Origin of the sequence: Corallococcus carmarthensis, from assembly GCF_003611695.1 — a bacterium.
Classification (GTDB): Bacteria; Myxococcota; Myxococcia; order Myxococcales; family Myxococcaceae; genus Corallococcus; species Corallococcus carmarthensis.
The window spans coordinates 1-20,770 of record NZ_RAWE01000184.1; the positions used below are offsets into that span (position 1 = coordinate 1).

The window sequence follows — 20,770 nt, forward strand, 5'->3', positions numbered from 1 at the left end:
CGCCAGGAGTGCGTCGAGGGAGGTCGGGGTCTTCATCGCCGCTCCGCATACACCAACACGCAGTTGGATGCAGCGCCCGTGGCCGGGTAGAACGGCCCTCCGTCATGCGCCTTCCGCCCCTGAACGTCCTGCTGACCGCTTCCGTCCTCCTGGGCACTTCCAGTGCCTGCATCGTGGAGGCCCCCGGTGGGGCCAGCCCGGAGGAGCGCCGCGCTGCCACCGTCGCGCAGGTGCCCCCGCTGTCCATCCGCAGCGGCGCCAACCTGGGCGGCAAGGTGGAGGTGGTGGGCGCGTCCGTGCAGCCGGGACGCATCCCCCCGGGGGACCAGGCGCGCGTCACCGTCTTCTTCAAGGTGCTCCAGCCCATCGAAGAGGACTACCTCGTCTTCGTGCACCTGGAGGACGCGGACGGGCGGATGGAGCGCATGAACGTGGACCACAAGCCCGCGGGTGGCCTGTACCCCACCACGCAGTGGAAGGTGGGGGAGACGGTGAAGGACGAGTTCGTCATCGCCCTGCCGCCGGGCGCCTCGCCGCGCGCCATCAACGTGTGGATGGGGTTGTGGGAGCCGCGCAACGACGCCCGGCTGCCCATCACCAACCCGGAGGCGGTGCGCAACGATGGCCGGGGCCGCCTCTTGCTGGCGCAGGTCCCCGTGGGCGGATGACAGGGAAAAAAACCGGAGCGGCCCTGTAAGCCGGGTTCTGTCCCCACCCCTTTCGGGATGGGCGGCGAACATTCATCTAGGGCCCTGGTTGCCCAGGGACCTCATCAGCGAGCAACCCGAACGCATGGGACGGGCCATCCCTGTCCCCTTGCGGGGACGCGCTCCTATTGGCTCTTGCTCCAGGTGGGGTTTACCGTGCCGTCCGGGTCACCCCGGACGCGGTGCGCTCTTACCGCACCGTTTCACCCTTACCCGCCCCCTTGCGAGGACAGGCGGTCTGTTTTCTGTGGCACTTTCCTGCGAGTCGCCTCGACTGGCCGTTAGCCAGCACCCTGCCCTGTGGAGCCCGGACTTTCCTCCCGCCATCCATGCCTGCGATGGCCGGCGTTCACCCGGACCGCTCCGGCACTCCGGGGATACAACAGCCAGCCCCAGCGGGTCCACCTTCAGGAAGGGACGATGTCGTGTGACCGCCTTGGTGCACCCCGGCGGGTGGGCGGCCGGGGGCTTGTCGGGTTTCCCCGCGCCTGAGCGTCCCGAAGTCCCCGCGAGCGGCCTTCGCGGGAGGGGAGGGACGGCATGGAGGCGGTCATCTTCACGGGCATCCAGGGGGCGGGAAAGAGCAGCTTCTACCGGGAGCGCTTCTTCACCACGCACGTCCGCCTGAGCCTGGACATGCTCAAGACGCGGCACCGGGAGAAGGTGCTGCTGCGCGCGTGCCTGGAAGCGAAGCAGCCCTTCGTGGTGGACAACACCAACCCCACGGCGGCGGAGCGCTCCCGCTACATCTCGGCGGCGAAGCAGTTCGGCTTCCGCGTGGTGGGGCTCTACTTCCAGTCGAAGGTCGCGGACGCGCTCCTGCGGAATGATCAGCGCCCGGTGGAGCAGCGCGTGCCGCTGGTGGGCGTGCTCGGCACCTACAAGCGGTTGCAGGTCCCCAGCCCCGAGGAGGGGTTCGACGCACTTTTCTTCGTCCGGTGGTCCCAGGACGGCTTCGCCGTGGAGGAGTGGCAACGTGAAGTTCGATGAGCTCGACGAGAAGATGCGCGTGTTCGAGACCGCGCACGACCTGTGCGTGCTGCCCGGCGTTTTCATGGTGGCGCGCATCGATGGCCGTGGCTTCACGCGGCTGACCAAGGAGGTGCACGCCTTCGAAAGCCCCTTCGACGTGCGCGTCCGGGACCTGATGGTCGCGACGACCGGGCACCTGATGGACTGCGGCTTCCGGGTCGTCTACGGCTACACGCAGAGCGACGAAATCTCGCTGCTGTTCCACCCGGACGAGGACGCCTTCGGGCGCAAGACGCGCAAGTTCAATTCCATCCTCGCGGGAGAGGCGAGCGCGAAGTTCTCGCTGCTGCTGGGGGACCTGGCCGCGTTCGACTGCCGCATCTGCGAGCTGCCGAACGCGGGGCTCGTGCGCGACTACTTCCGTTGGCGCAACGAGGACGCGAACCGGAACGCGCTGAACGCGCACTGCTACTGGAGCCTGCGCCGCGAAGGGAAGGGCGTGGCGGAGGCCACGAACACGCTCGTGCGCCTGTCGGTGGCGGAGAAGAACGAGCTGCTCTTCCAGCGGGGCGTGAACTTCAACGACCTGCCGAACTGGCAGAAGCGCGGGACGGGGCTCTACCGGGAGACGTACGCGAAGGAGGCGCTCAACCCGAAGACGGGGGAGACAGTCCTCGCGGAGCGCCGCCGCCTCAAGGTGGACTACGAGCTGCCGATGAAGGACGCGTACGGCGCGTTCATCCTGTCGTTGCTGGAGGGCGTGGAGCGATGAGCGTGGAGCACCCGTCGGAGCTGGAGGGCTGTGACGTGCTGCTGGAGTTCCAGGCCACCACGTTCGAACATGCCTCCGGATGACCTCTTTCTTGTCCCGCCCAGGCTTCGCCGTCCTCGTGCTCGTGGTGGGCTGTGCGCCCGCGAAGGAGGGGACGGCTCCGCTCATGGCCCACGTGGAACCGGTGGCCACGCCTGAGACGGTGTGGCTGCCGGCCGGGCACTTCGAGATGGGTTCCCCCGCTGGAGAACCGGGGCGGGATGTGGACGAAGGCCCCCGGACGGAGGCCGCGTTCGAGCGGTTCCAGATGGACGTCACGCCCGTGACGGTGCGGGCCTTCGCGGCGCGGCTCGAACAGGTGCGCGCGAAGGATCCCCAGGCGCGATGGTGGACCGACGCACAGACGCCGCAGGGATGGCTCGGCCGCTGCAACCTGGACTCCACGCGCACGGATCATCCCGTCAACTGCGTGGACTGGCGGGCGGCACGGGCCTACTGCGAACTGGTGGGGGGCGCGCTACCCACGGAAGCGGAGTGGGAGTACGCCGCGCGTGCCTCCGCTCCCACCGCGTATTGGTGGGGCGAGTCGTTCGCCGGGGAGCACGTGGTCGGTTCGGTGTCCTGCGCGTCGCGAGGCTGCACGGGTGGCACGGCTCCGGTGGTCCACGCCGGTCCGCGATGCAACGGCTGGGGGCTTTGCGACATGGCCGGGAACGTGTGGCAGTGGACCGCCACCCGGTATCAGGAGCGGCTTGGCGAGGACGCGCCTTTCGAGCCCTCCGGCGAGCCTGCGAAGCCGGTCCACCGTGGAGGCTCCTGGCTCAATCACGTGCCGCCCCTGTTCCGGTCCGCCCATCGCGGTCTCCCGTACCCCCAGCACGGGCTGACGGGGGTCGGCTTCCGCTGCGTGCGCCGGCCCTGAGCCGCGCATCGTGGGAGGGATGCGCTCGGGCTGTCGTGCAGCCCGTTCTGCACGCATTGTCCGTATTGTCTGAACGCAGTTGCCTCACGGGGCCGTGAGGCGCTGTCCTACCCGGGGCGGGGGATTGCGCGCGTTCGCCCGGGTGCCGCAGGATTCGCGCTCGCGCGGCCAGGTGCTTCGAGGCACGGCGCGACGGTTTCGAGGGGGCAGCACATGGTCATTTTCGGTTCGAGGCTCTTCGGCAAGGTCGATGCGATTCCGGGCCTGGGCTACGTGGCGACGAAGTTCGGTCACATCAACTTCGTGCCGCTCATTCCGCTGGAGGGCTGGCTCGTCGTGGCGGAGGAAGGCAATGGCTGGCGCGGGCAGGCCATCGGCATGAGCGGCAAGTCCGTGCTCGTGGCATGGGCGCGCTTCGTGTTCATCGTCGCGGGGCTCATTTCGCTGGTCGTCGGCTTCGTCGCCTTCGGGGATCACGAGCAGACGGACGCCATCGTCCCGGGCGTGATCGCGCTGGCCTGCATTGGCGGGCTCGTCGCTTCGTACACCTGGAAGTGGGTCACCCATGCGTCGCCGGAGCGCGCGCTGGAGATCGCCCGGGAGGTGGGGATGAGCGAGGAAGGGTTGGAGCAGCTGCGCCGCATGTACTCGGGGCCGGTGGCCGCCACCACTGTCGCCGCGCCCGCCCAGCCGTGGACTCCGCCGGAGTCCTAGTCCTCCGCCGAAAGGCCCAGGTTTCCTTATCATGAGTCATGTCGTTGGCATCGATCTGGGCACCACCCACTCCCTGGTGGCCGCGCTCGACGGCGCGGGCCGTCCCAACCTGTTGACCAACCGGTTGGGGCAGCGCCTCACGCCCTCGGTGGTGGGGTTGGACGCGGAGGGGCGGCTCCACGTGGGCGAGTCCGCGCGAGCGCAGTTGCTCGTGCATCCGGAGCGCACCATCGCGGAGGTGAAGCGGCGCATGGGCCGCGACCTGCCGGTGACGCTGGGCGACCGCCGCTACAGCCCCACGGAGATCTCCGCGCTCATCCTGCGCGCGCTGCGCGAGGACGCGGAACGGGCGCTGGGCGGCACGGTGACGGAGGCGGTCGTCACGGTGCCCGCGTACTTCAGCGATGCGCAGCGCCAGGCGACCAAGGATGCCGGTGAGCTCGCGGGTCTCAAGGTGGAGCGGCTGCTCAACGAGCCCACCGCCGCGGCGCTCGCATACGGCGTGAACCACCTGGACGCCGAGCAGTACGTGCTGGTGTACGACCTGGGCGGCGGCACGTTCGACGTGTCGGTGCTGGAGATGTTCCAGGGCGTGCTGGATGTGAAGGCGTCCGCGGGCAACAACCAGCTGGGCGGCAGCGACTTCGATCAGGCGCTGGCCGCGTGGCTGGGCGCGGAGTTCGAGCGCCGCCACGGCGTGTCCCTGGCCGGCAACCTGGCGGCACAGGTGCGGCTCAAGGCCGCGGCGGAGGCCGCGAAGATCGCGCTCACGTCGGTGGACGCCACGCCCGTCATCGTGCCGTTCCTCGCGGCGGGCCGGGGTGGGACTCCCGCGTCGCTGGAGGTGGAGGTGACGCGCGCGAGGTTCGAGGCGCTGATCTCGGACCTGGTGCGCTCCACGCTCGAGCCGATGGAGAGCGCGCTGCGCGACGCGAAGCTGTCGAAGAAGTCCATCGCGGAGGTGGTGCTGGTGGGGGGCAGCTCGCGCGTGCCGCTGGTGCGCCAGCTGGTCGCGGAGTACTTCGGCCGCGAGCCGCGCGAAGGCGTGCACCCCGACGAGGCGATTGCATTGGGGGCCGCGCTGCAGGCGGGGCTTAAGACGGGCGCGGTGAGTGCGGCGCACGGCATCATGATCACCGACGTGTGCCCGTTCACGTTGGGCGTGGAGGTGCAGGCGTCGGTGGGGCGCGAGCGGGTGGGAGGCGTCTTCTCGCCGCTGATTCCGCGCAACACGACGGTGCCGGTATCGCGCACGGAGACCTTCGCCACCACGGCGGATGGGCAGCGCGCGGTGGAGATCCGCGTGTTCCAGGGCGAGGCGCGGTTGGTGAAGGACAACCTGCTGCTGGATGCGTACACGGTGGAGGGCGTACCGCCGGGCCGCGCGGGGACGGAGAAGGTCGCGGTCACGTTCACGTACGACATCAACGGCATCCTCGACGTCACGACGCGAGTGGTCTCCACCGGCAAGGAGGCCACGCTGGTGGTGGACAAGCGCTCGCAGCGCCTGGGGCCGGAGCAGCGGCTGGAGGCGAAGGAGCGGCTGGCGCGCGAATGGGGCGCGACTCCGGGAGCCACGATGTCCGCACCCGTGCCTGTTGCGACCCCTGCATCCTCGGATGCCGACGCGGATGCCCTGCTGACCGCGGCGACCGAACGGATCGCGACCGCGCCGGCGAGCGTGCGTCCCCGGCTTGAGTCGCTGTGCAATGCCCTGCGGGAGGCCCGTACGAAGGGCGACCGCGCCGCCGCGGCCCGCCTGGACGCCGAGCTGACCGACCTGCTGTTCGACCTGGGCTGAGCGAGCACGTGCCGCGAACCGAACTCCAGCGCCTGGTGGTGCCGCGCAGCACAGGCCTGTTGAGCCTGCGCGCGATGCCGATTCCGGAGCACGCATGCTCCTGAGCGAACTCAAGCGCGCGGTGGTGCTGCGCTGCACGGACGCATCGAGCCCGACCGCGCTGCCGCTTCAGGAGCACGCATGCTCCTGAGCGAACTCAAGCGCGCGGTGGTGCGGCGCTGCACGGACGCATCGAGCACGACCGCGCTGCTGCTTCAGGAGCACGCATGCTCCTGAGCGAACTCAAGCGCGCGGTGGTGCTGCGCCCGGCCGAACCTTCGGCGCGGTTGGCGCTGGCCGAAGCGCTCTTCCAGGAGCGCGACTTTCGCGGCGCCGCGGAGCACGCGCGCAAGGCCCTGGATCTGGGCGGAGGCGGGCCCGCGCGCCGGCTCCTGTGTGGTGCCTGGGCTCGCGATGGCCGGCGGGCGGAAGCGCTGAAGATGCTGGAGACGTCCGTTCGCGAAACCCCTCGCGATGCGTCCCTGCGCGCGGAGTTGATCACGCTCCTGGAAGAGGACCGGCCGGACGACGCACTGGTGCATGCGTTCGAAGCCACCGAAGCCGCGCCCGGTGAACTGGAGGCCTGGCGCGCCGTCATCCGTCTGTGCGAACGCACGAACCGTCCTTCCGAAGCCATGCCCGCGCTGAGACGGGCCCGGATGCTCTCGCCGGAGGACCTGCGTCTCGCGGAGTCGGTGCTCGGTGCTCGCTCGGCGCTCGGGCTCCCCGCCACCACCGCCATGCTGGACGCGCCTCCCCTGGAGCAGGCCGCGCAGGCGCTCAAGCTGCCCACTGCGCGCGCCGCGCTCTCCGAGGCGAAGCTCGACGCCGCCGTGGAAGCGCTCTGCCGGGGCTCGCTCGCGGAGGCGAAGCGGCAACTCGTGGTCGCGCCTTCATCGCCCAAGACCCGCGCCGCCGCGGCCCTGCTTCGCGCGGAGTTGATGTGGCTGGAGGGACGGCCCGCCGCCCAGGTGGAAGACGCCCGTCGCGCCGCGGTCGACATCGCCGGGGCACCGGGGGCCGCCGCGCTGCGACTGGGAGATCATCGGCTCGAAGCGGGAGCGCTGGACGAAGCGCGAGAGCTCTATGCCATCGCGGCCGCGAACGGCGAATCGCTGGCGGCGGCGGGGCGCGAGGCCGAAGTCGCGGCCCGTCGCCGTCTGTTGGCGCGCGACCTGCCCGCGGTGGGACGCTTGGGCGTGCTCGGCTGGCATCCCGGGGGCGGACATGTCTCGCCGCTGGAGGCGGTCGCGGTTCCCGGGCGCGGCGTGCTGCGGTGCAGTGGCCGCGTGGGGCCCGAGGGCCAGGAGGCCGCGGACGTGGCCTTCAGCGTGGTGCGTGCCCGAGCGACCGCGCTGAGCCTGGGAACGCTCACGACGCGCTACGACCTGCACCTGCACTACACGGACACGGAGGTCGGCAAGGACGGCCTGTCGTCCGGGCTCGCGCTCTCGCTGGCGGGCCTGTCCGCGTACACGCAGCGCCCGTTGCCCGCGCGGCTGGCCGTGACGGGCGAAGTGACGCTGAACGGTGAAGTGCGGCGGGTGGGTGGCGTGCACGAGAAGTTGGTGGCCGCGTATCTCGAAGGCATGCGCGTGGTGGTGCACCCGCGCCGCAACCTGGACGACGTGGCGGCGCTGCCGCCCGAAGTGGCCGGGCGCCTGCGATTGATCGCGGTGGACAGCTTGGATGAGGCGTGGCGGCTGGTGAACGCGGCCGCGAACACGCCAGGACTGGAGCGACGGTGAACAACGAGCCCCGCCAGAACCCCTACGAGGTGCTGGGCGTCCCACAGGACGCGGACGCCCGTACCATCAAGAAGGCCTACTTCGAGCGCGTCCGGCAGAACCCGCCGGAGACGCATCCGGACGAGTTCCGGCGCCTGCGAGAAGCCTACGAGCTGCTCTCCGACCCCGAAGCGCGGCAGGCCTTCGACGCCAGCGCCGCGAAGCCGGTGGACGGTCCGGAGTCGGCGAACAACGCGCACCTCCAGGAAGCCATCAACCTGTTCGAAGCAGGTGACAAGGACGGCGGCCGGAAGGTCCTCACCACGCTGCTCACCGAGCAGCCCGACTTCCACGACGCGCGCCTCCTGCTGGGCCGCCACTTCTTCTTCGAGGGCGACTTCAAGCAGGCGCTCGCGGAGTACGATGCCCTGCTCGCGCGGGCCCCCGACCATTGGCAGGGGCACCTGCAGCGGGGCTGGGCGTTGATCCGCCTGGAGCAGCTGAAGGAGGCCGCGGATGCCTTCTGGCGCGCGGGCAAGCATGGCCCGTCGGAGGTGGGCCCGCGCGTGGCGCTGGCGGACTGCCTGGAGGCGATGGGGCAGGTGGCGGACTCGCTCAAGGTGCTGGAGCAGGCGCAGGCGCTGCCCGGTGTGTCGCGGATGGATGTGCTCGCCCTCAAGGTGCGGCGGATCGCGACGATGCTGGAGCACGGCCAGGACGCCGACGCCGCGAAGGAACTGGAGAAGCTCGACGCCGAGCTGCCGCAAGACGCCGACCCCGAACTGCGCCGCTGGGCCGGAGGCCAGCTCTCCGCCGCGGCCGCGCACCTCTTCGCCCAGCAGAAGTCCCAGGGAGCGAACCGGCTGCTCGCGTTCGGCCGGCGCTTCAACCCGGAGAGCGCCACCGAGGTCGTCTATCCGACGCGCGTCACGCTGGACGTGGACGCGCTGCCGGCCGTCACCCGCGAATGGCTGCATTCGGAGGCCGAGCGCATTGGCGGCTGGCGCACCCCCACGAACTGGCTGACCCCGGCGGGGTTCACGCTCGCGTTCGCCACGGTCACCGGCCTCATGCTCGCGCACTGCTTCCTCGGCACCGCGGAGCGGAGCGTCGGCGACTGGGTGTGGTGCGCGTTCTTCTCCGCGCTCTTCTCCGCCTGCACCTATGCCGTGGTCCGCTACCTGATGCGGGCGCTGGCGAGCCCCTACGGAACCTTCAACACCATCCATCCGCTGCACCTGGTGCAGGTCGCCATCGATCGCATCACCGTGTGGCCGCTCGTGCACCTGCAGGACCTGCACCTGGTGAATCACCAGCAGAACGGCGTCTACAAGCACACCGCCCTGGAGATGAAGTTCAACGGTCAGCCCGTGGTGTTGAACGTGCGCGGCCAGAAGACGGCCGAAGGCGTGGCACAGGAGCTGATTGCCCGGCACCGCCGGGTGCTGGAGTTGCTGGGCCGGGGGATGCTGGACGCGGAGAGTGGCGTGGAGCACCTGCCCGCGGCGTTGCTGGCCAGCGCGGATCAGGAGGGCCATGTCCGCGCCAGGGACGGCATCGTGTCCTGGCCCCAGCTGCTCGCCGCCGCCTGCGTGGGAGTGTTGCTGGTAGGTGTCTCCGTGTGGCCGCAGATGCGAAAGGTGGAGGAGTACGCCTGGACGCGCGTCGCGGCGCAGCCGGGCCTGAGCTCCATGTTGACCTTCCTGCGTGAATACCCCGAGACACGCTTCGCTCCCCAGGCCCAGTCCCGGGTGGACGCGGAATTGGCGCAGGTCCGCGCGCGGCTCGAAGCGCGGTTGGATGCGAACAGTGCCGCTGCGCCGTCCCGCGCGTTCTTCGCGGGACTGCTGGACGCGATGTCGCGAGCCCATGGCCGCCGCATCACCGTGGCGTGGGAGGCGTCCGGGGATGGCTGGAAGGACGACCCGTCGGAGCGGCTGGTGGCCGCGTGGCAGCACATGATGGACGAGGTGCTGGGGCAGGGCGTCGTGGTCGTGGATGGAGGCCGGGGGGCCGCTCGGGAAGGCGCTCCCGTGATGACCCTGCGGGTGCGGGACATGCTTGCGCCAGCGTCCGAGAGCAACCGGGCCCTGCGCGTCTGGGCCGTGTCGCAGGAGGGGCTGGCGCAGGGCGTGCCCGCTCCGGCGCTGGAGTTGTTGGCGGACGCGGCGGATCCACGTGCCTCGGAGGTGCTCTTCCATGCGTGGGTGGACCGCTGGCATCTGCCCGGAGCGGGAGGCCGCCGTCCGTTGTTGTTCACCGCGTCGACGCTTGCCCAGGAGGTCCAGCCGTGAGTGCTCCTTCGACTTCTCCCCGCCGCACGTACGGGGTGCTTGGCGGAATCGGGGCCTGCGCGCTCGTGGCCGTCGGGCTGGTCCGCTACGCCATGGACTTCGAGGACGTGCTCTTCGTCAACGGCCTGGACATCCCAGTCACCATCACGGCGGGCAGTTCGCGGTTCACGCTCGAGGCCAATGATCACCTCACGCGCCGGATGTCTACCGGGGCGATGGACGTCGAAGTCGTCGGTGAGGGCGGCACGCTGGCCCGTGACACGGTGGTCGTGACGGACGAGCGGGGCCTCTTCCTCTACAACGTCCTGGGCGCCGCGCCGCTGTACACGTCGGTCATCTACTACTCGCGGTCCTCGGCTCGGAACGACACCGCGGACTCCGTGCCGCAGCCCCTGGCGGGCCTCCCGTTCCAGCGGGTGAGGCCCATCGACTTCATGCTCACCGAGCCTCCGTCGACCATGTCGATGCGCAAGGAGGATGGCCAGACGATGACGCGCGTCCACCTGGGGCAGGCGCCGGGGGGATGGGGCACGAGCTTCAACTGGTTGCTGCAGACCCAGCACTACACAGAGGCGAACCGGCTCGCGGAAGGGCTGTTGCGCGCCCTGCCGAAGGCGCCTGGAGTCGACCAGGCCGCCTTCGTTTCGAGGATTGCGCTCGCGCGGACGGAGGGTCGCCTGCCTTCGATCGCCGCAGCGCGGGAGTGGCGAGACGCGTATCCGGACGACCTGGACGCGCACCGGATGTGGGCCCACGAGATGATGCGCGCCGGGCGTGGCGCGGAGGTCCGAGCCTGGTACGCGGACGCGGTCGCACGGGAGCCCGGCTCCATGGGCATGGTCTCGATGCTCGCGAGGGTCGAGCCCGCGGAAGAAGCAATCCCGAGGCTCGAGGCGCTGGTCCAGGCGCATCCCGGGGAGTCGCTCCCCCAGAAGGCGCTGTGCATGCGCTACGTGCGTCAGCTGCGCTGGGCGGATGCGCTGCCGTTGCTGGAGGCGATGGCGAAGGGCGACGCCGAATACGCGACGTATCGGGACACGCACGCGACGGTGCTGGCGGGCCTGGGCCGGCGCGAGGAAGCGGCCCGTGCGTTCGGCAAGCAGCTGCTCGAGGTCGACGAGGCGGAGCGCCTGGACTCGGATGACCTGTTGCTCTACGCGCGCCTGTCCGGAGGTTCCTGGCGGCATGGCGGGGACGTGGTGATGACGAAGCTCCTCGCCAGGGCGTCGAAGGACATGCCGGAGGGGGTGTTGCAGGAGTGGGTGGCGGCCGTGCTCGGTGAGCCGGTGGACGCGGAGGCTCTGCGCAAGGTGCCGGCTGAGAATCCGTACGTGGGCGCGGCGCGAGTCCTGATGGCGCTCGCCGAGGAGCCCGAGTTCGCTGCCCGTGCCGTTGCCGGCGTGGATTTCCGGGTCATGCGCTTCGTCGGCTCGGAGGCGGGCGTGTTGCTGGCGGCGGAGTTCGAACGGCAGGGAGACTCCGCGCTCGCCGCGAGGACGCTCGACCTGACGGGCGTGTCGCTGAGCTTCGAGGACCTCCAGGACGTGGTGCAGGGCCGGCAGCCCGTGAACGCGTTCGGGGTGTTGGAGTGGGGTGAGCGCGCCGCGCTCCAGTTGGTCCTCGCCCGGAAGCTGGATGCGGACGGGAAGGACTCCAAGGCGGCCTACGCGCTCGTTAAGAAGGCAGCCCTAATGCCGGGGCCGGTCACCGTCGCGCTCAAGAGCTGGGACCGCCCCACGCCGTCCAACGCGGTGGCGGGGGACAGCGTGCCCTGACGGAAGGCGTGCTGTCGTCCGGGCAGACAGGGGTGGCCTGGACCCATCACCATCCCTCTGGATCTCGGGAAGCTGTGAACATTCGGTAGAGTTGTGCGGTGCCTGCTCCCCAGCCGCGCTCCGCGAATTTCGATTTCCTGAAGACCCACGACCCATTACTCGTCGCGCTGGGTGCCCAGGCAGAGCGTTATTTCGCCGAAGACCCGAACACTTGCCTGATGAAGCTGCGGCAGCTCGCGGAGGTCCTCGCACAGCGAGCAGCCGCGAACCTTGGCCTGCTCTCTTCACCGGACCAGAACCAGGTGGACCTCATCCGTGCACTGGACTCACGCGGTGCGCTGACCGTCGAGGTCCGTCAGGTCTTTCATGAGCTTCGGCGAGCTGGGAACGCTGCCGCGCATGAGGTTCGGGGAACGCACAGTGATGCGCTCCACGGACTGAAGATCGCCCGGGTGCTGGCCATCTGGTTTCACCGGAGCTTCGGCAAAGATCGCAACTTCAACCTTGGGCCGTTCATCCCGCCTCCTGACCCGGCGCAGGAGAGCAAGGCGCTCGCGCAGGAGTTGGAACGGCTGCGGGGCGAACTGACGCAGGCGAAGCTCGGAGCCGAAGCCTCATTGGCTGCGGCAGCCGAGGAAGCCCGGCGACGCCTCTCCGCTGAGGAGCGAGCTCGCAAGGATGCGGAGGATCGCGAGGTCTGGCAGGCGCTTGCCGAGGAGGCAGAGGCGAAGCTCCGGGCCGGACTCGATGCTGTACAGCTCAAGGCGGAGGCGACGCCCGCCAAGCAGATCGACGTCTTGGTCCGGCAGGCGCAGGCCGCCGGTGCCGACCTGGACCTGGACGAGACCGACACGCGCAAGCTGATCGACGCACAGCTTCGTCAGGTGGGATGGGAGGCCGACTCGCAGACCCTCACCTTCGCGGCGGGCGTTCGACCGCAGCGTGGCCGCAATCTAGCCATCGCAGAGTGGCCCACCGCGAGCGGCCCGGCGGACTACGCCCTCTTCGCCGGTCTGGAGGTCCTGGCCGTGGTCGAAGCGAAGCGCCGGAGCAAGGACGCACCGGGCGCGATTCAGCAAGCGAAGCGTTACAGCGAAGGCTATCGGCTCCAGGGTGACGAGGTTCTTCCAGGTGGGCCCTGGGGCAAGTACCTGGTGCCCTTCCTCTTCGCGACGAACGGCAGGCCGTACCTGCGCCAGCTCGAGTTGAAGAGTGGGATCCACTTCCTTGATGCGAGGCGTCCGACGAACCATTCCCGAGCTCTCGTCGACTGGTACTCGCCAGATGGCCTGAAGGGGTTGCTCCAGCAGGACAAGCAGGTGTCCGAAGCGGCCCTGCGAGTGGAGCCGACTGAATACCTCGGCCTGCGCGACTACCAGATCAAGGCCATTCACGCCGTTGAGTCAGCGCTGGAAGCGGGGCGCCGCGACTGCCTCATCGCCATGGCCACGGGTACGGGCAAAACGAGGACGTTCATTGGGCTGGTGTACCGGCTCGTGAAAACCAAGCGCTTCCGACGGGTGCTCTTCCTCGTGGATCGCAGTGCCCTCGGGGAACAGGCCATCAACGCCTTCACGCACGCGCGTCTGGAGGGGCTTCAGACCTTCACGGACATCTTCAACGTGAAGGGCATGGAGGACATCCGGCCGGACCCTGAGACCAAGCTCCACTTCGCAACGGTCCAGGGGATGGTGAAGCGGACCCTCTACAGCGACGACGGCGAGCGGCCGAAGGTGGACGACTACGACTGCATCGTCGTGGACGAGTGCCACCGGGGCTACACCCTCGACCGGGAGATGAGCGACACGGAGCTGAGTTTCCGGAGTCAGGACGACTACATCAGCACGTATCGCCGGGTCCTCGATCACTTCGATGCGGTGAAGATTGGACTGACGGCGACGCCGGCCTTGCACACTACACAGATCTTTGGCCAGCCGGTGTTCACATACAGCTACCCGGATGCGGTCATTGACGGCTGGCTTGTGGATCATGAGCCACCAGTGCGCATCATCACCGATCTGTCCGAAGGTGGTATCCGCTGGGCTGCTGGTGAGCAGGCGGCGACCTGGAACGCCCAGACCCAGCAGATCGATCTCATTCACATGAAGGATGAGCTGTCCTTCGACGTGGATGCGTTCAATACCCGGGTCATCACCGAGAACTTCAATCGCGTTGTCTGTGAGGAATTGGCTCGGCAGATTGATCCTGCCGCTGACGGGAAGACCCTGATCTTCTGCGTCACGGAGGATCACGCAGACATGGTGGTCAAGGAGTTGAAGAAGGCGCTAGGCGCGCAGTACGGGGGCGTAGACGACAACGCCGTGATGAGGATCACAGGAAATTCGGACAGGCCGCTTCAGCTCATCCGCCGCTTCAAGAACGAGAAGCATCCAAGTATCGCCGTCACAGTGGACCTGCTCACGACTGGCATCGACGTGCCGCCCATTGTGAACCTCGTGTTCATGCGGCGGGTGAAGAGCCGCATCCTCTACGAGCAGATGCTGGGACGAGGGACGCGCCGATGTGACGATATTGGCAAGGAGGTCTTCCGCATCTTCGATGCCGTGGACCTCTATGCGGCCCTGAAGCCCTTCACTTCGATGAAGCCGGTCGTCGTGAATCCGTCCTTCACGTTTGTACAGCTCGCCCAGGAAGTGCTGAGCCTCAAGGATGCGGAGGCCCAGCGGCAGGTCATCGACCAGTTCGTCGTCAAGCTTCAGCGCAAGCGGAGAAACATCGAGCAGAAATCCGCCGAGCACTTCGAGGCGGTGGCCGGAATGCCTGTCGGCGACCTGTTGACCTTCCTCCGGAAGAAGCCCTCCGCGGAGGTCTCGGCCTGGTTCTCAGCGCACAAGCAGGTGGGCGAGGTGCTCGATACCACCACGGGACCTGCGTCGGCGGTCTACGTCAGTTACCACGAGGACTCTCTGAAGTCCGTGGAGCGGGGCTACGGTGCGGGGCGCGTCAGGCCCGGTGATTACCTGAACGAATTCGGAACGTTCATTCGGAACAACCAGAACGTGCTTCCAGCGCTGATGGTGGTGTGCCAGCGACCGCGTGAGCTGACGCGCCAGCAACTCAAGGAGTTGAAGCTGGAGCTCAACAGGGCGGGCTACAACGAGACCTCGCTCCAGTCTGCTTGGCGAGAGACGACCAACCAGGACATCGCGGCCTCCATCATCGGTTTCATCCGACAGCGTGCACTGGGAGAGGCGCTGGTTCCGTACTCCGAGCGTGTGGACCGGGCCTTGCGCAAGGTGCTGGAAGCGAAGGCCTGGACGCCACCGCAGCGGAAGTGGCTGGAGCGGATCGCCAAGCAGCTCAAGTTCGAATCCGTCGTGGACAAGGACGCATTCGACCGGGGCCAGTTCGAGGCCAGCGGCGGCTTCATGTACATCAACAAGGTCTTCGAGGGTCGATTGGAGCAGGTCCTTGCAGACCTGCACGACGCTCTCTGGCAACAAGGTGGCAAGGCAACCGGATGAACACCAACGCGAACGAACTCGTACAGAAGCTCTGGAACCTCTGCTCCCTCCTCCGCGAAGACGGGGTGACCTACCACCAGTACGTCGCAGAGCTGGCCTTCGTGCTGTTCTTGAAGATGGCGAAGGAGACCAAGCGGGAGGGGCAACTCCCCAAGGGATATCGCTGGGACGACCTTGCCAACCGTGAGGGCATGGAACAGCTCCAGTTCTACAGGGAGCTGCTCCTTCATCTCGGCACTCACGGCGGCAAGCGCGTCCAGGACATTTATGCGAACGCCACTACATCGCTGCGGCATCCGAAGAATCTGAACGCGCTCGTGAAGGCACTAGATTCGCTCGATTGGTACAGCGTGGACCGTGAGAACCTTGGAGACCTCTACGAGGGCCTCCTGGAAAGGAATGCCACGGAGGTGAAGTCAGGAGCGGGCCAGTACTTCACACCTCGGCCCCTTGTAGACGCGATCATCGCCGTGGTGAGGCCGCAGCCTGGTGAGAGTGTGCAGGACCCTGCCGCCGGAACCGGTGGATTTCTCATCGCCGCAGACCGGTACGTTCGCGCCCAGACGGACAACTATTTTGCGCTTGAGGAAAAGCAGCAGGCGTTTCAACGCCAAAAGGCTTTCTACGGTGTGGAGTTGGTCCCGGAAGCACGGCGTCTGGCCTTGATGAACATGGCGCTGCATGACATGGATGGAGAGCTGATCCTCGGCGACACCCTCTCACCGGTAGGAAGGGACTTGCCGAAAGCGGACATCATCATCACGAATCCGCCATTTGGGACAAAGAAGGGCGGTGGTCGGCCTGAGCGCGACGACTTCACTTTCCCCACCTCGAACAAGCAGCTCGCGTTCCTGGAGCACGTCTACCGGGGACTGACGCCCGGTGGTCGCGCAGCTATCGTTGTCCCAGACAACGTGCTTTTCGAGGAGAACGTCGGTCAGGAGATCCGCGCCGACCTTATGGATAAGTGTGACCTGCACACCGTCCTGCGACTGCCGACGGGCATCTTCTACGCGCCGGGAGTGAAGACCAATGTGCTGTTCTTCACCCGTGGCGAGAAAGACAAGGGCAACACGAGAGCTGTCTGGTTCTACGACATGCGGACCAATGTCCCTGCTTATGGTAAGCGGACGCCGTTCCTCAGGGAGCACTTCGCTGACTTCGAGAAGGCGTTCGGCGACGACGCCTACGGCAAGAGCAGGCGCAAGGCTCAGGGCGCCGAAGGTCGGTTCCAGAAGTTCAGTCGCGACGAGATCAAAACCCGTGGCGACAACCTGGACGTGCTTTGGCTCAGGGACGAAGGGCTCGGGAACTCGGATGGCCTACCCGAGCCCGAGGTCATCGCTGCCAACATCAAAGAACAGCTCCAAGTCGCCTTGGAGGAGATCGAAGCTCTCGAAAGAATTATCATTGCTCCGGAAGGAAGGCCATGAGCACGTTCGACCTACCGCAAGGCTGGGCCGAGACGACTTTGGGCGAACTGGGCCGCTGGTCGAGCGGTGGCACTCCTTCGCGCGGCAACTCCGCTTTTTACGGCGGGAAGATTCCCTGGGTAAAGACAGGCGAGCTTCAGGACGGCATCATCACGGTGACTGAGGAGAACATCACTGAGGAGGGGCTTGGAACGAGCGCCGCAAAAGTCTTCCCTGAGAGGACGCTCCTTGTCGCGATGTACGGTGCCACCATTGGCAAGATCGGAATTCTGGGAACCCCGGCCGCCACGAACCAAGCGTGCGCAGCGCTTGTTGCCGAGGGGCTTACGACCGACCTCATCCCATTCGTATTCTATTACCTGCGCTCATGCCGAGACGAATTGAGGGCTGCCGGTCAAGGTGGGGCCCAGCCCAACATCAGCCAAGCCCTACTGAAAGCATTTCCCTGTCGGCTTCCTCCCCACAATGAGCAGCGCCGCATTGTTGCCAAGCTTGAAGCACTCCTAGCCCGCAGCCGTCGCGCGAAGGAGGCCTTGGACGCTATCCCTACCCTGCTTGAGCGTTTCCGGCAGTCGGTGCTCGCAGCCGCATTCCGGGGCGACCTGACTCGAGATTGGCGAGAGAAGAACCCCGATGTGGAGCCCGCATCGGAGTTCCTGGCGCGAATCCGCACCGAGCGCCGCCACCGCTGGGAAGAAGCAGAGTTGAAGCGGATGCGGGCCAAAGGCAAGGTGCCAAAAGACGATCAATGGAAAACGAAGTACGAGGCCCCGGCACAGATCGACGAGAGCGGCTTGCAGGAACTGCCCAGCGGTTGGGCCTGGGCTTCAATCGAAGAGGTTTGCCCGCTCGAAGCACCTGTAGTCTATGGGATCATCCTTCCCGGCGATGATGTGAAAGGTGGCGTGCCGTATATCCGGCCCATAGACATGAACTCCGACGGGACCATCGACTTCACGTCCATGAAGAGAACGTCATCGTCGATTGCGGCGCAGTACAAAAGGGCGAGTCTACGAAGCGGTGACATCGTGCTTTCAATCGTGGGCACGATCGGAAAGGTGATTGTCGTACCGGAGGAGCTGGAAGGCGGCAACATCACCCAGTCGTCCGCACGGCTTCGGCCGCCCGATTGGCTATCAGGCGATTACCTTCGCCTTGCACTTCTTTCGCCCATTCTTAGGAGCCAGTACGACAAGTTCAGGTTCGGGAACGCGGTCCAGCGCTTGAATATTGAGCACGTTCGCAGATTGGCCATCCCGATCGCACCATCAGGAGAGATGAAGCTCATGGTGACACGGGCTGCTGCCGCTCTTGCCTGCGCAGACAAGGTTCAGACTGTCGAGCAGCGCCAACACCTCGACAAGTTGGAGCAGTCAGTCCTCGCCAAGGCCTTCCGAGGGGAACTTGTGCCCCAGGACCCGAATGACGAACCGGCGTCGGTATTAATCGAGGGCATCCGAGCCCAACGAGAAACTGCCGAACAAGAGAAGCTGCTGGCCGGTTCGAAGCGGCGCCGTGAGGGCAATAAGGTCGCCTGATCATGCCCATCCCTGACTTCCAGAGCGCGATGCTCCCGGTCCTCCGGCTCACCCAAGACGGCAAGGACCACACGCTTGGCGAGGCCGTGGAGGCCATCGCCGTGGAGTTCAAGGCTACCGAGGCGGAGCGCAATGAACTGCTCCCCAGTGGCCGCCAGCGGCGGATCCACAACCGCGTCGGTTGGGCGAAGACCTACCTGCAGAAGGCAGGGCTCGTGGAGGCCAACGGGCGTGGACGCTTCCGCATCACTCCGCGTGGCAAACAGGTTCTCCAGGGCAAGCCGACGCGCATCGACATGAAGTTCCTGGAGCAGTTCCCTGAGTACAACGCCTTCGCGGCACTCAAGCACGACGCTCCTGATGCCCCTTCGTCCGCCCCGGAGCTTTCGGTCTCCAACGAGACTCCAGAAGAAGTCCTCGACGAGAGCTACCAGGAGCTGCGCAGGCGCCTCGCGGAAGAACTGCTGGAGCGCATCAAGGCCTGTGACCCCCGGTTCTTCGAGAAGCTGGTCGTCGACCTCCTGGTGACCATGGGCTACGGCGGCTCCCGCAAGGACGCGGGCCAGGCCGTCGGTCAGAGCGGTGACGAAGGCATCGACGGCATCATCAAGGAAGACCGCCTGGGCCTCGACGTCGTCTACATCCAGGCGAAGCGGTGGAACAACACGGTCGGCCGTCCCGTGGTCCAGGCGTTCGCTGGCAGCCTCGAAGGACAGCGCGCTCGCAAGGGCGTGCTCATCACGACCTCGGACTTCAGCCGCGAGGCCCGCGACTACGTGAAGCACATCGAGAAGAAGATCGTCCTCATCGACGGCGGTGAACTCGCCAAGTTGATGATCGACAGCGGAGTGGGCGTCACCGAAGTCGCCACGTACACCGTGAAGAAGCTGGATCTGGACTACTTCGGCGACGAGGAGTGACGCACGCGCTCCGTGGCTACATCCGCTCGTCAATCGCCCGATTGCTCATCTCATCCGCTTCCGCGTTCTGCGCGCGGGGGACGTGGGCGAGCTTCACCTTGCCGAAGGTCGCGAGCAGCTTCTGCGCTTCCTGGAACAAGGGCTTCAGCGTGGGGCTCTTCACCTGGTAGCGCCCGCCCAACTGGCGGATGAGCAGCTCGCTGTCCGCGAACACCTCCACCTCGCGGGCGCCCAGGCTCTTCGCGTGCTGCAGGCCGATGAGCAGGCCCATGTACTCAGCGTAGTTGTTCGTCTGGTGCCCCAGGAACTTGCCCAGGCGCGCCACCACCGCGCCCTCGGTGTTCGTCAGCACCGCTCCCGCGCCCGCAGGTCCCGGGTTGCCTCGCGCCGCTCCGTCTGAATAGACGCGCACGCGGTTCAGCGCCCCACCCGCGGCGGGGGCCACGGACTCGATGCTGGGCACGGTGGAGATGGGCTCCGTCGGCGGGGCGGGCTCCGAAACGGGAGCCTCGGCCTCGCGCGGACCGCCGCCCAGCTGCTCGGCGGCTTCGTTCAACAACTGGCCCAGGTGTTCGCGGGTGAGCCCGCGAAAGGCCCGCACCGTCGCTGTCAGCGGCTCCTCACTGGCGATGTGACGGAGGACGTCGACGAGCGAAGGGGGCGGCATGGAGGAGGGGACCGAAGAGGCGCTGCCGCCGCTACTTCTCGGCGGCGTCCTTCGGGTCCTGCAGCGCTTCGATGGCGAAGATGATGCGGTTGCACGAGGGGCACACGTCGGTGCCCAGCGAGGTGCGCAGCATGTTGTACATCTGCGGGGGCAGGTTCATGTTGCAGCCCTGGCAGGTGCCGGCCACCACGCCCACCATCGCGGGCAGCTTCTTCTTGCGGATGACCTCGTAGCGGCGAAGCAGGGTGGCATCCACGTTCGCGGCGACTGCCGCGCGGCGCCCCTCCAGCTCCTTCACCTGCGACTCGGACTCGCCCAGCTTCCCGCGCAGGTCCGTCATCCGGCCCGACAGGCCCTGCTGCTTGGTCCCGAAGTCCGTCTCCTTGCCCTTGATGGCTTCACGGGCCAGGCCCAGCTCCTTCACCTTCTCCGTGAGCGCCTCGGACTGGGTGAGGATGCCCTTCTTCGCGATGTCGATTTCGCGAGCGAGCGCCGAGTACTCACGCGTGGAGCGCTGGTCGGACAGGCGCGCTTCCCACTTCTTCACCTTGTCCTTCTCGTCCGTGATGTTCTGCTCGAGCAGGGCCTTCTGCTTCTCCAGGTCGGCCACGCGTGTCCGCTCGGCTTCAATGCCATTGCGCGCGACCCCCAGCTCCCGCTCCAGCTCGGAAATCTGGCGGGGATGCACGTCCCCCGCCTTCCGGAGCGAGGCGACCTCGAGGTCCACCTTCTGCAGCTCCGCCAGGGCCTTCAGTTTCTCCCGCAAATTTGCTGCCTCCCACACGGCCGCACCGACGTGCGGCTCGGCTCTTGTACCAACAAGAATGCTGGGGTTCCAACGCCCAAATAGGGCAGCTTCCATCCCCCATGTTCTCCGCCTGCCCCTTGAGCGTTTGAATCCGCTTCACGCACCCGTTAGACGGGACCCGTGTCCAGCCTCCACCTTCGCCCCCTCCTGGCCCCCGCGCTCCTCTTCGCCGCCGTGGCCTGCCGCGAATCGCCGC

15 protein-coding genes and 1 other RNA gene are annotated in these 20,770 nt (G+C 67.1%); 13 read left to right on the forward strand and 3 right to left on the reverse strand.

The genetic code is table 11. The features are described 5' to 3' along the window. The first annotated feature begins 104 nt into the window (after window positions 1–104). Window positions 105–668 (forward strand): hypothetical protein, encoded by a 564-nt coding sequence (locus D7X32_RS33345; protein ID WP_120606613.1) that lies wholly within the window; start codon window positions 105–107, stop codon window positions 666–668. 10 nt (window positions 669–678) lie between these two features. On the opposite strand, the gene rnpB is transcribed toward D7X32_RS33345, so the two are convergent. Continuing rightward, window positions 679–1,072: RNase P RNA component class A (gene rnpB, locus D7X32_RS33350), an RNA gene on the reverse strand. Between the two features lie 175 nt (window positions 1,073–1,247). On the opposite strand from rnpB, the gene D7X32_RS33355 reads away from it, so the two are divergent. The 12 genes from D7X32_RS33355 (at window position 1,248) to D7X32_RS33410 (ending at window position 19,099) form a co-directional block, all read left to right on the forward strand. After that, window positions 1,248–1,697 (forward strand): AAA family ATPase, encoded by a 450-nt coding sequence (locus D7X32_RS33355; protein WP_120606614.1) that lies wholly within the window; start codon window positions 1,248–1,250, stop codon window positions 1,695–1,697. Continuing rightward, a complete protein-coding gene (locus D7X32_RS33360; RefSeq protein ID WP_120606615.1) occupies window positions 1,684–2,451 on the forward strand; it encodes a tRNA(His) guanylyltransferase Thg1 family protein in 768 nt (255 codons plus the stop codon). Before D7X32_RS33355 ends, D7X32_RS33360 begins: the two co-directional genes overlap by 14 nt. Before the next feature lie 166 nt (window positions 2,452–2,617). Then, window positions 2,618–3,373 (forward strand): formylglycine-generating enzyme family protein, encoded by a 756-nt coding sequence (locus D7X32_RS33365; RefSeq protein ID WP_158625810.1) that lies wholly within the window; start codon window positions 2,618–2,620, stop codon window positions 3,371–3,373. 213 nt (window positions 3,374–3,586) lie between these two features. Next, window positions 3,587–4,087 (forward strand): hypothetical protein, encoded by a 501-nt coding sequence (locus D7X32_RS33370; RefSeq protein ID WP_120606617.1) that lies wholly within the window; start codon window positions 3,587–3,589, stop codon window positions 4,085–4,087. Between the two features lie 31 nt (window positions 4,088–4,118). Then, window positions 4,119–5,888, forward strand: a complete 1,770-nt coding sequence (locus tag D7X32_RS33375) for an Hsp70 family protein (protein WP_120606618.1) — start codon at window positions 4,119–4,121, stop codon at window positions 5,886–5,888. A 266-nt stretch (window positions 5,889–6,154) separates the two neighbouring features. After that, window positions 6,155–7,675, forward strand: coding sequence for a S16 family serine protease (locus D7X32_RS33380; protein ID WP_120606619.1), 1,521 nt, complete (start codon window positions 6,155–6,157; stop codon window positions 7,673–7,675). Next, window positions 7,672–9,948 (forward strand): J domain-containing protein, encoded by a 2,277-nt coding sequence (locus D7X32_RS33385; RefSeq protein WP_120606620.1) that lies wholly within the window; start codon window positions 7,672–7,674, stop codon window positions 9,946–9,948. Before D7X32_RS33380 ends, D7X32_RS33385 begins: the two co-directional genes overlap by 4 nt. Further along, window positions 9,945–11,723 (forward strand): tetratricopeptide repeat protein, encoded by a 1,779-nt coding sequence (locus D7X32_RS33390; RefSeq protein WP_147450367.1) that lies wholly within the window; start codon window positions 9,945–9,947, stop codon window positions 11,721–11,723. Before D7X32_RS33385 ends, D7X32_RS33390 begins: the two co-directional genes overlap by 4 nt. A 98-nt stretch (window positions 11,724–11,821) precedes the next feature. Further along, the gene (gene hsdR / locus D7X32_RS33395) at window positions 11,822–15,208 is read left to right on the forward strand and encodes a type I restriction-modification system endonuclease (RefSeq protein WP_120606622.1); all 3,387 of its coding nucleotides are present in this window, start codon (window positions 11,822–11,824) and stop codon (window positions 15,206–15,208) included. After that, entirely contained in the window at window positions 15,205–16,641 is a 1,437-nt protein-coding gene (locus D7X32_RS33400) for a class I SAM-dependent DNA methyltransferase (RefSeq protein WP_120606623.1), read from the forward strand. The genes hsdR and D7X32_RS33400 overlap by 4 nt, the downstream gene beginning before the upstream one ends. Next, on the forward strand, window positions 16,638–18,179 hold the full coding sequence (locus D7X32_RS33405) for a restriction endonuclease subunit S (protein WP_120606624.1): 1,542 nt from the start codon (window positions 16,638–16,640) through the stop codon (window positions 18,177–18,179). The genes D7X32_RS33400 and D7X32_RS33405 overlap by 4 nt, the downstream gene beginning before the upstream one ends. Window positions 18,180–18,181: 2 nt before the next feature. Continuing rightward, the gene (locus D7X32_RS33410; protein WP_120606625.1) at window positions 18,182–19,099 is read left to right on the forward strand and encodes a restriction endonuclease; all 918 of its coding nucleotides are present in this window, start codon (window positions 18,182–18,184) and stop codon (window positions 19,097–19,099) included. Between the two features lie 16 nt (window positions 19,100–19,115). On the opposite strand, the gene D7X32_RS33415 is transcribed toward D7X32_RS33410, so the two are convergent. After that, complete coding sequence (locus D7X32_RS33415; RefSeq protein WP_120606626.1) at window positions 19,116–19,766, reverse strand: ribonuclease HI family protein; 651 nt, start codon at window positions 19,764–19,766, stop codon at window positions 19,116–19,118. 31 nt (window positions 19,767–19,797) lie between these two features. Further along, entirely contained in the window at window positions 19,798–20,532 is a 735-nt protein-coding gene (locus D7X32_RS33420) for a zinc ribbon domain-containing protein (protein WP_120606627.1), read from the reverse strand. Window positions 20,533–20,770 lie beyond the last annotated feature (238 nt).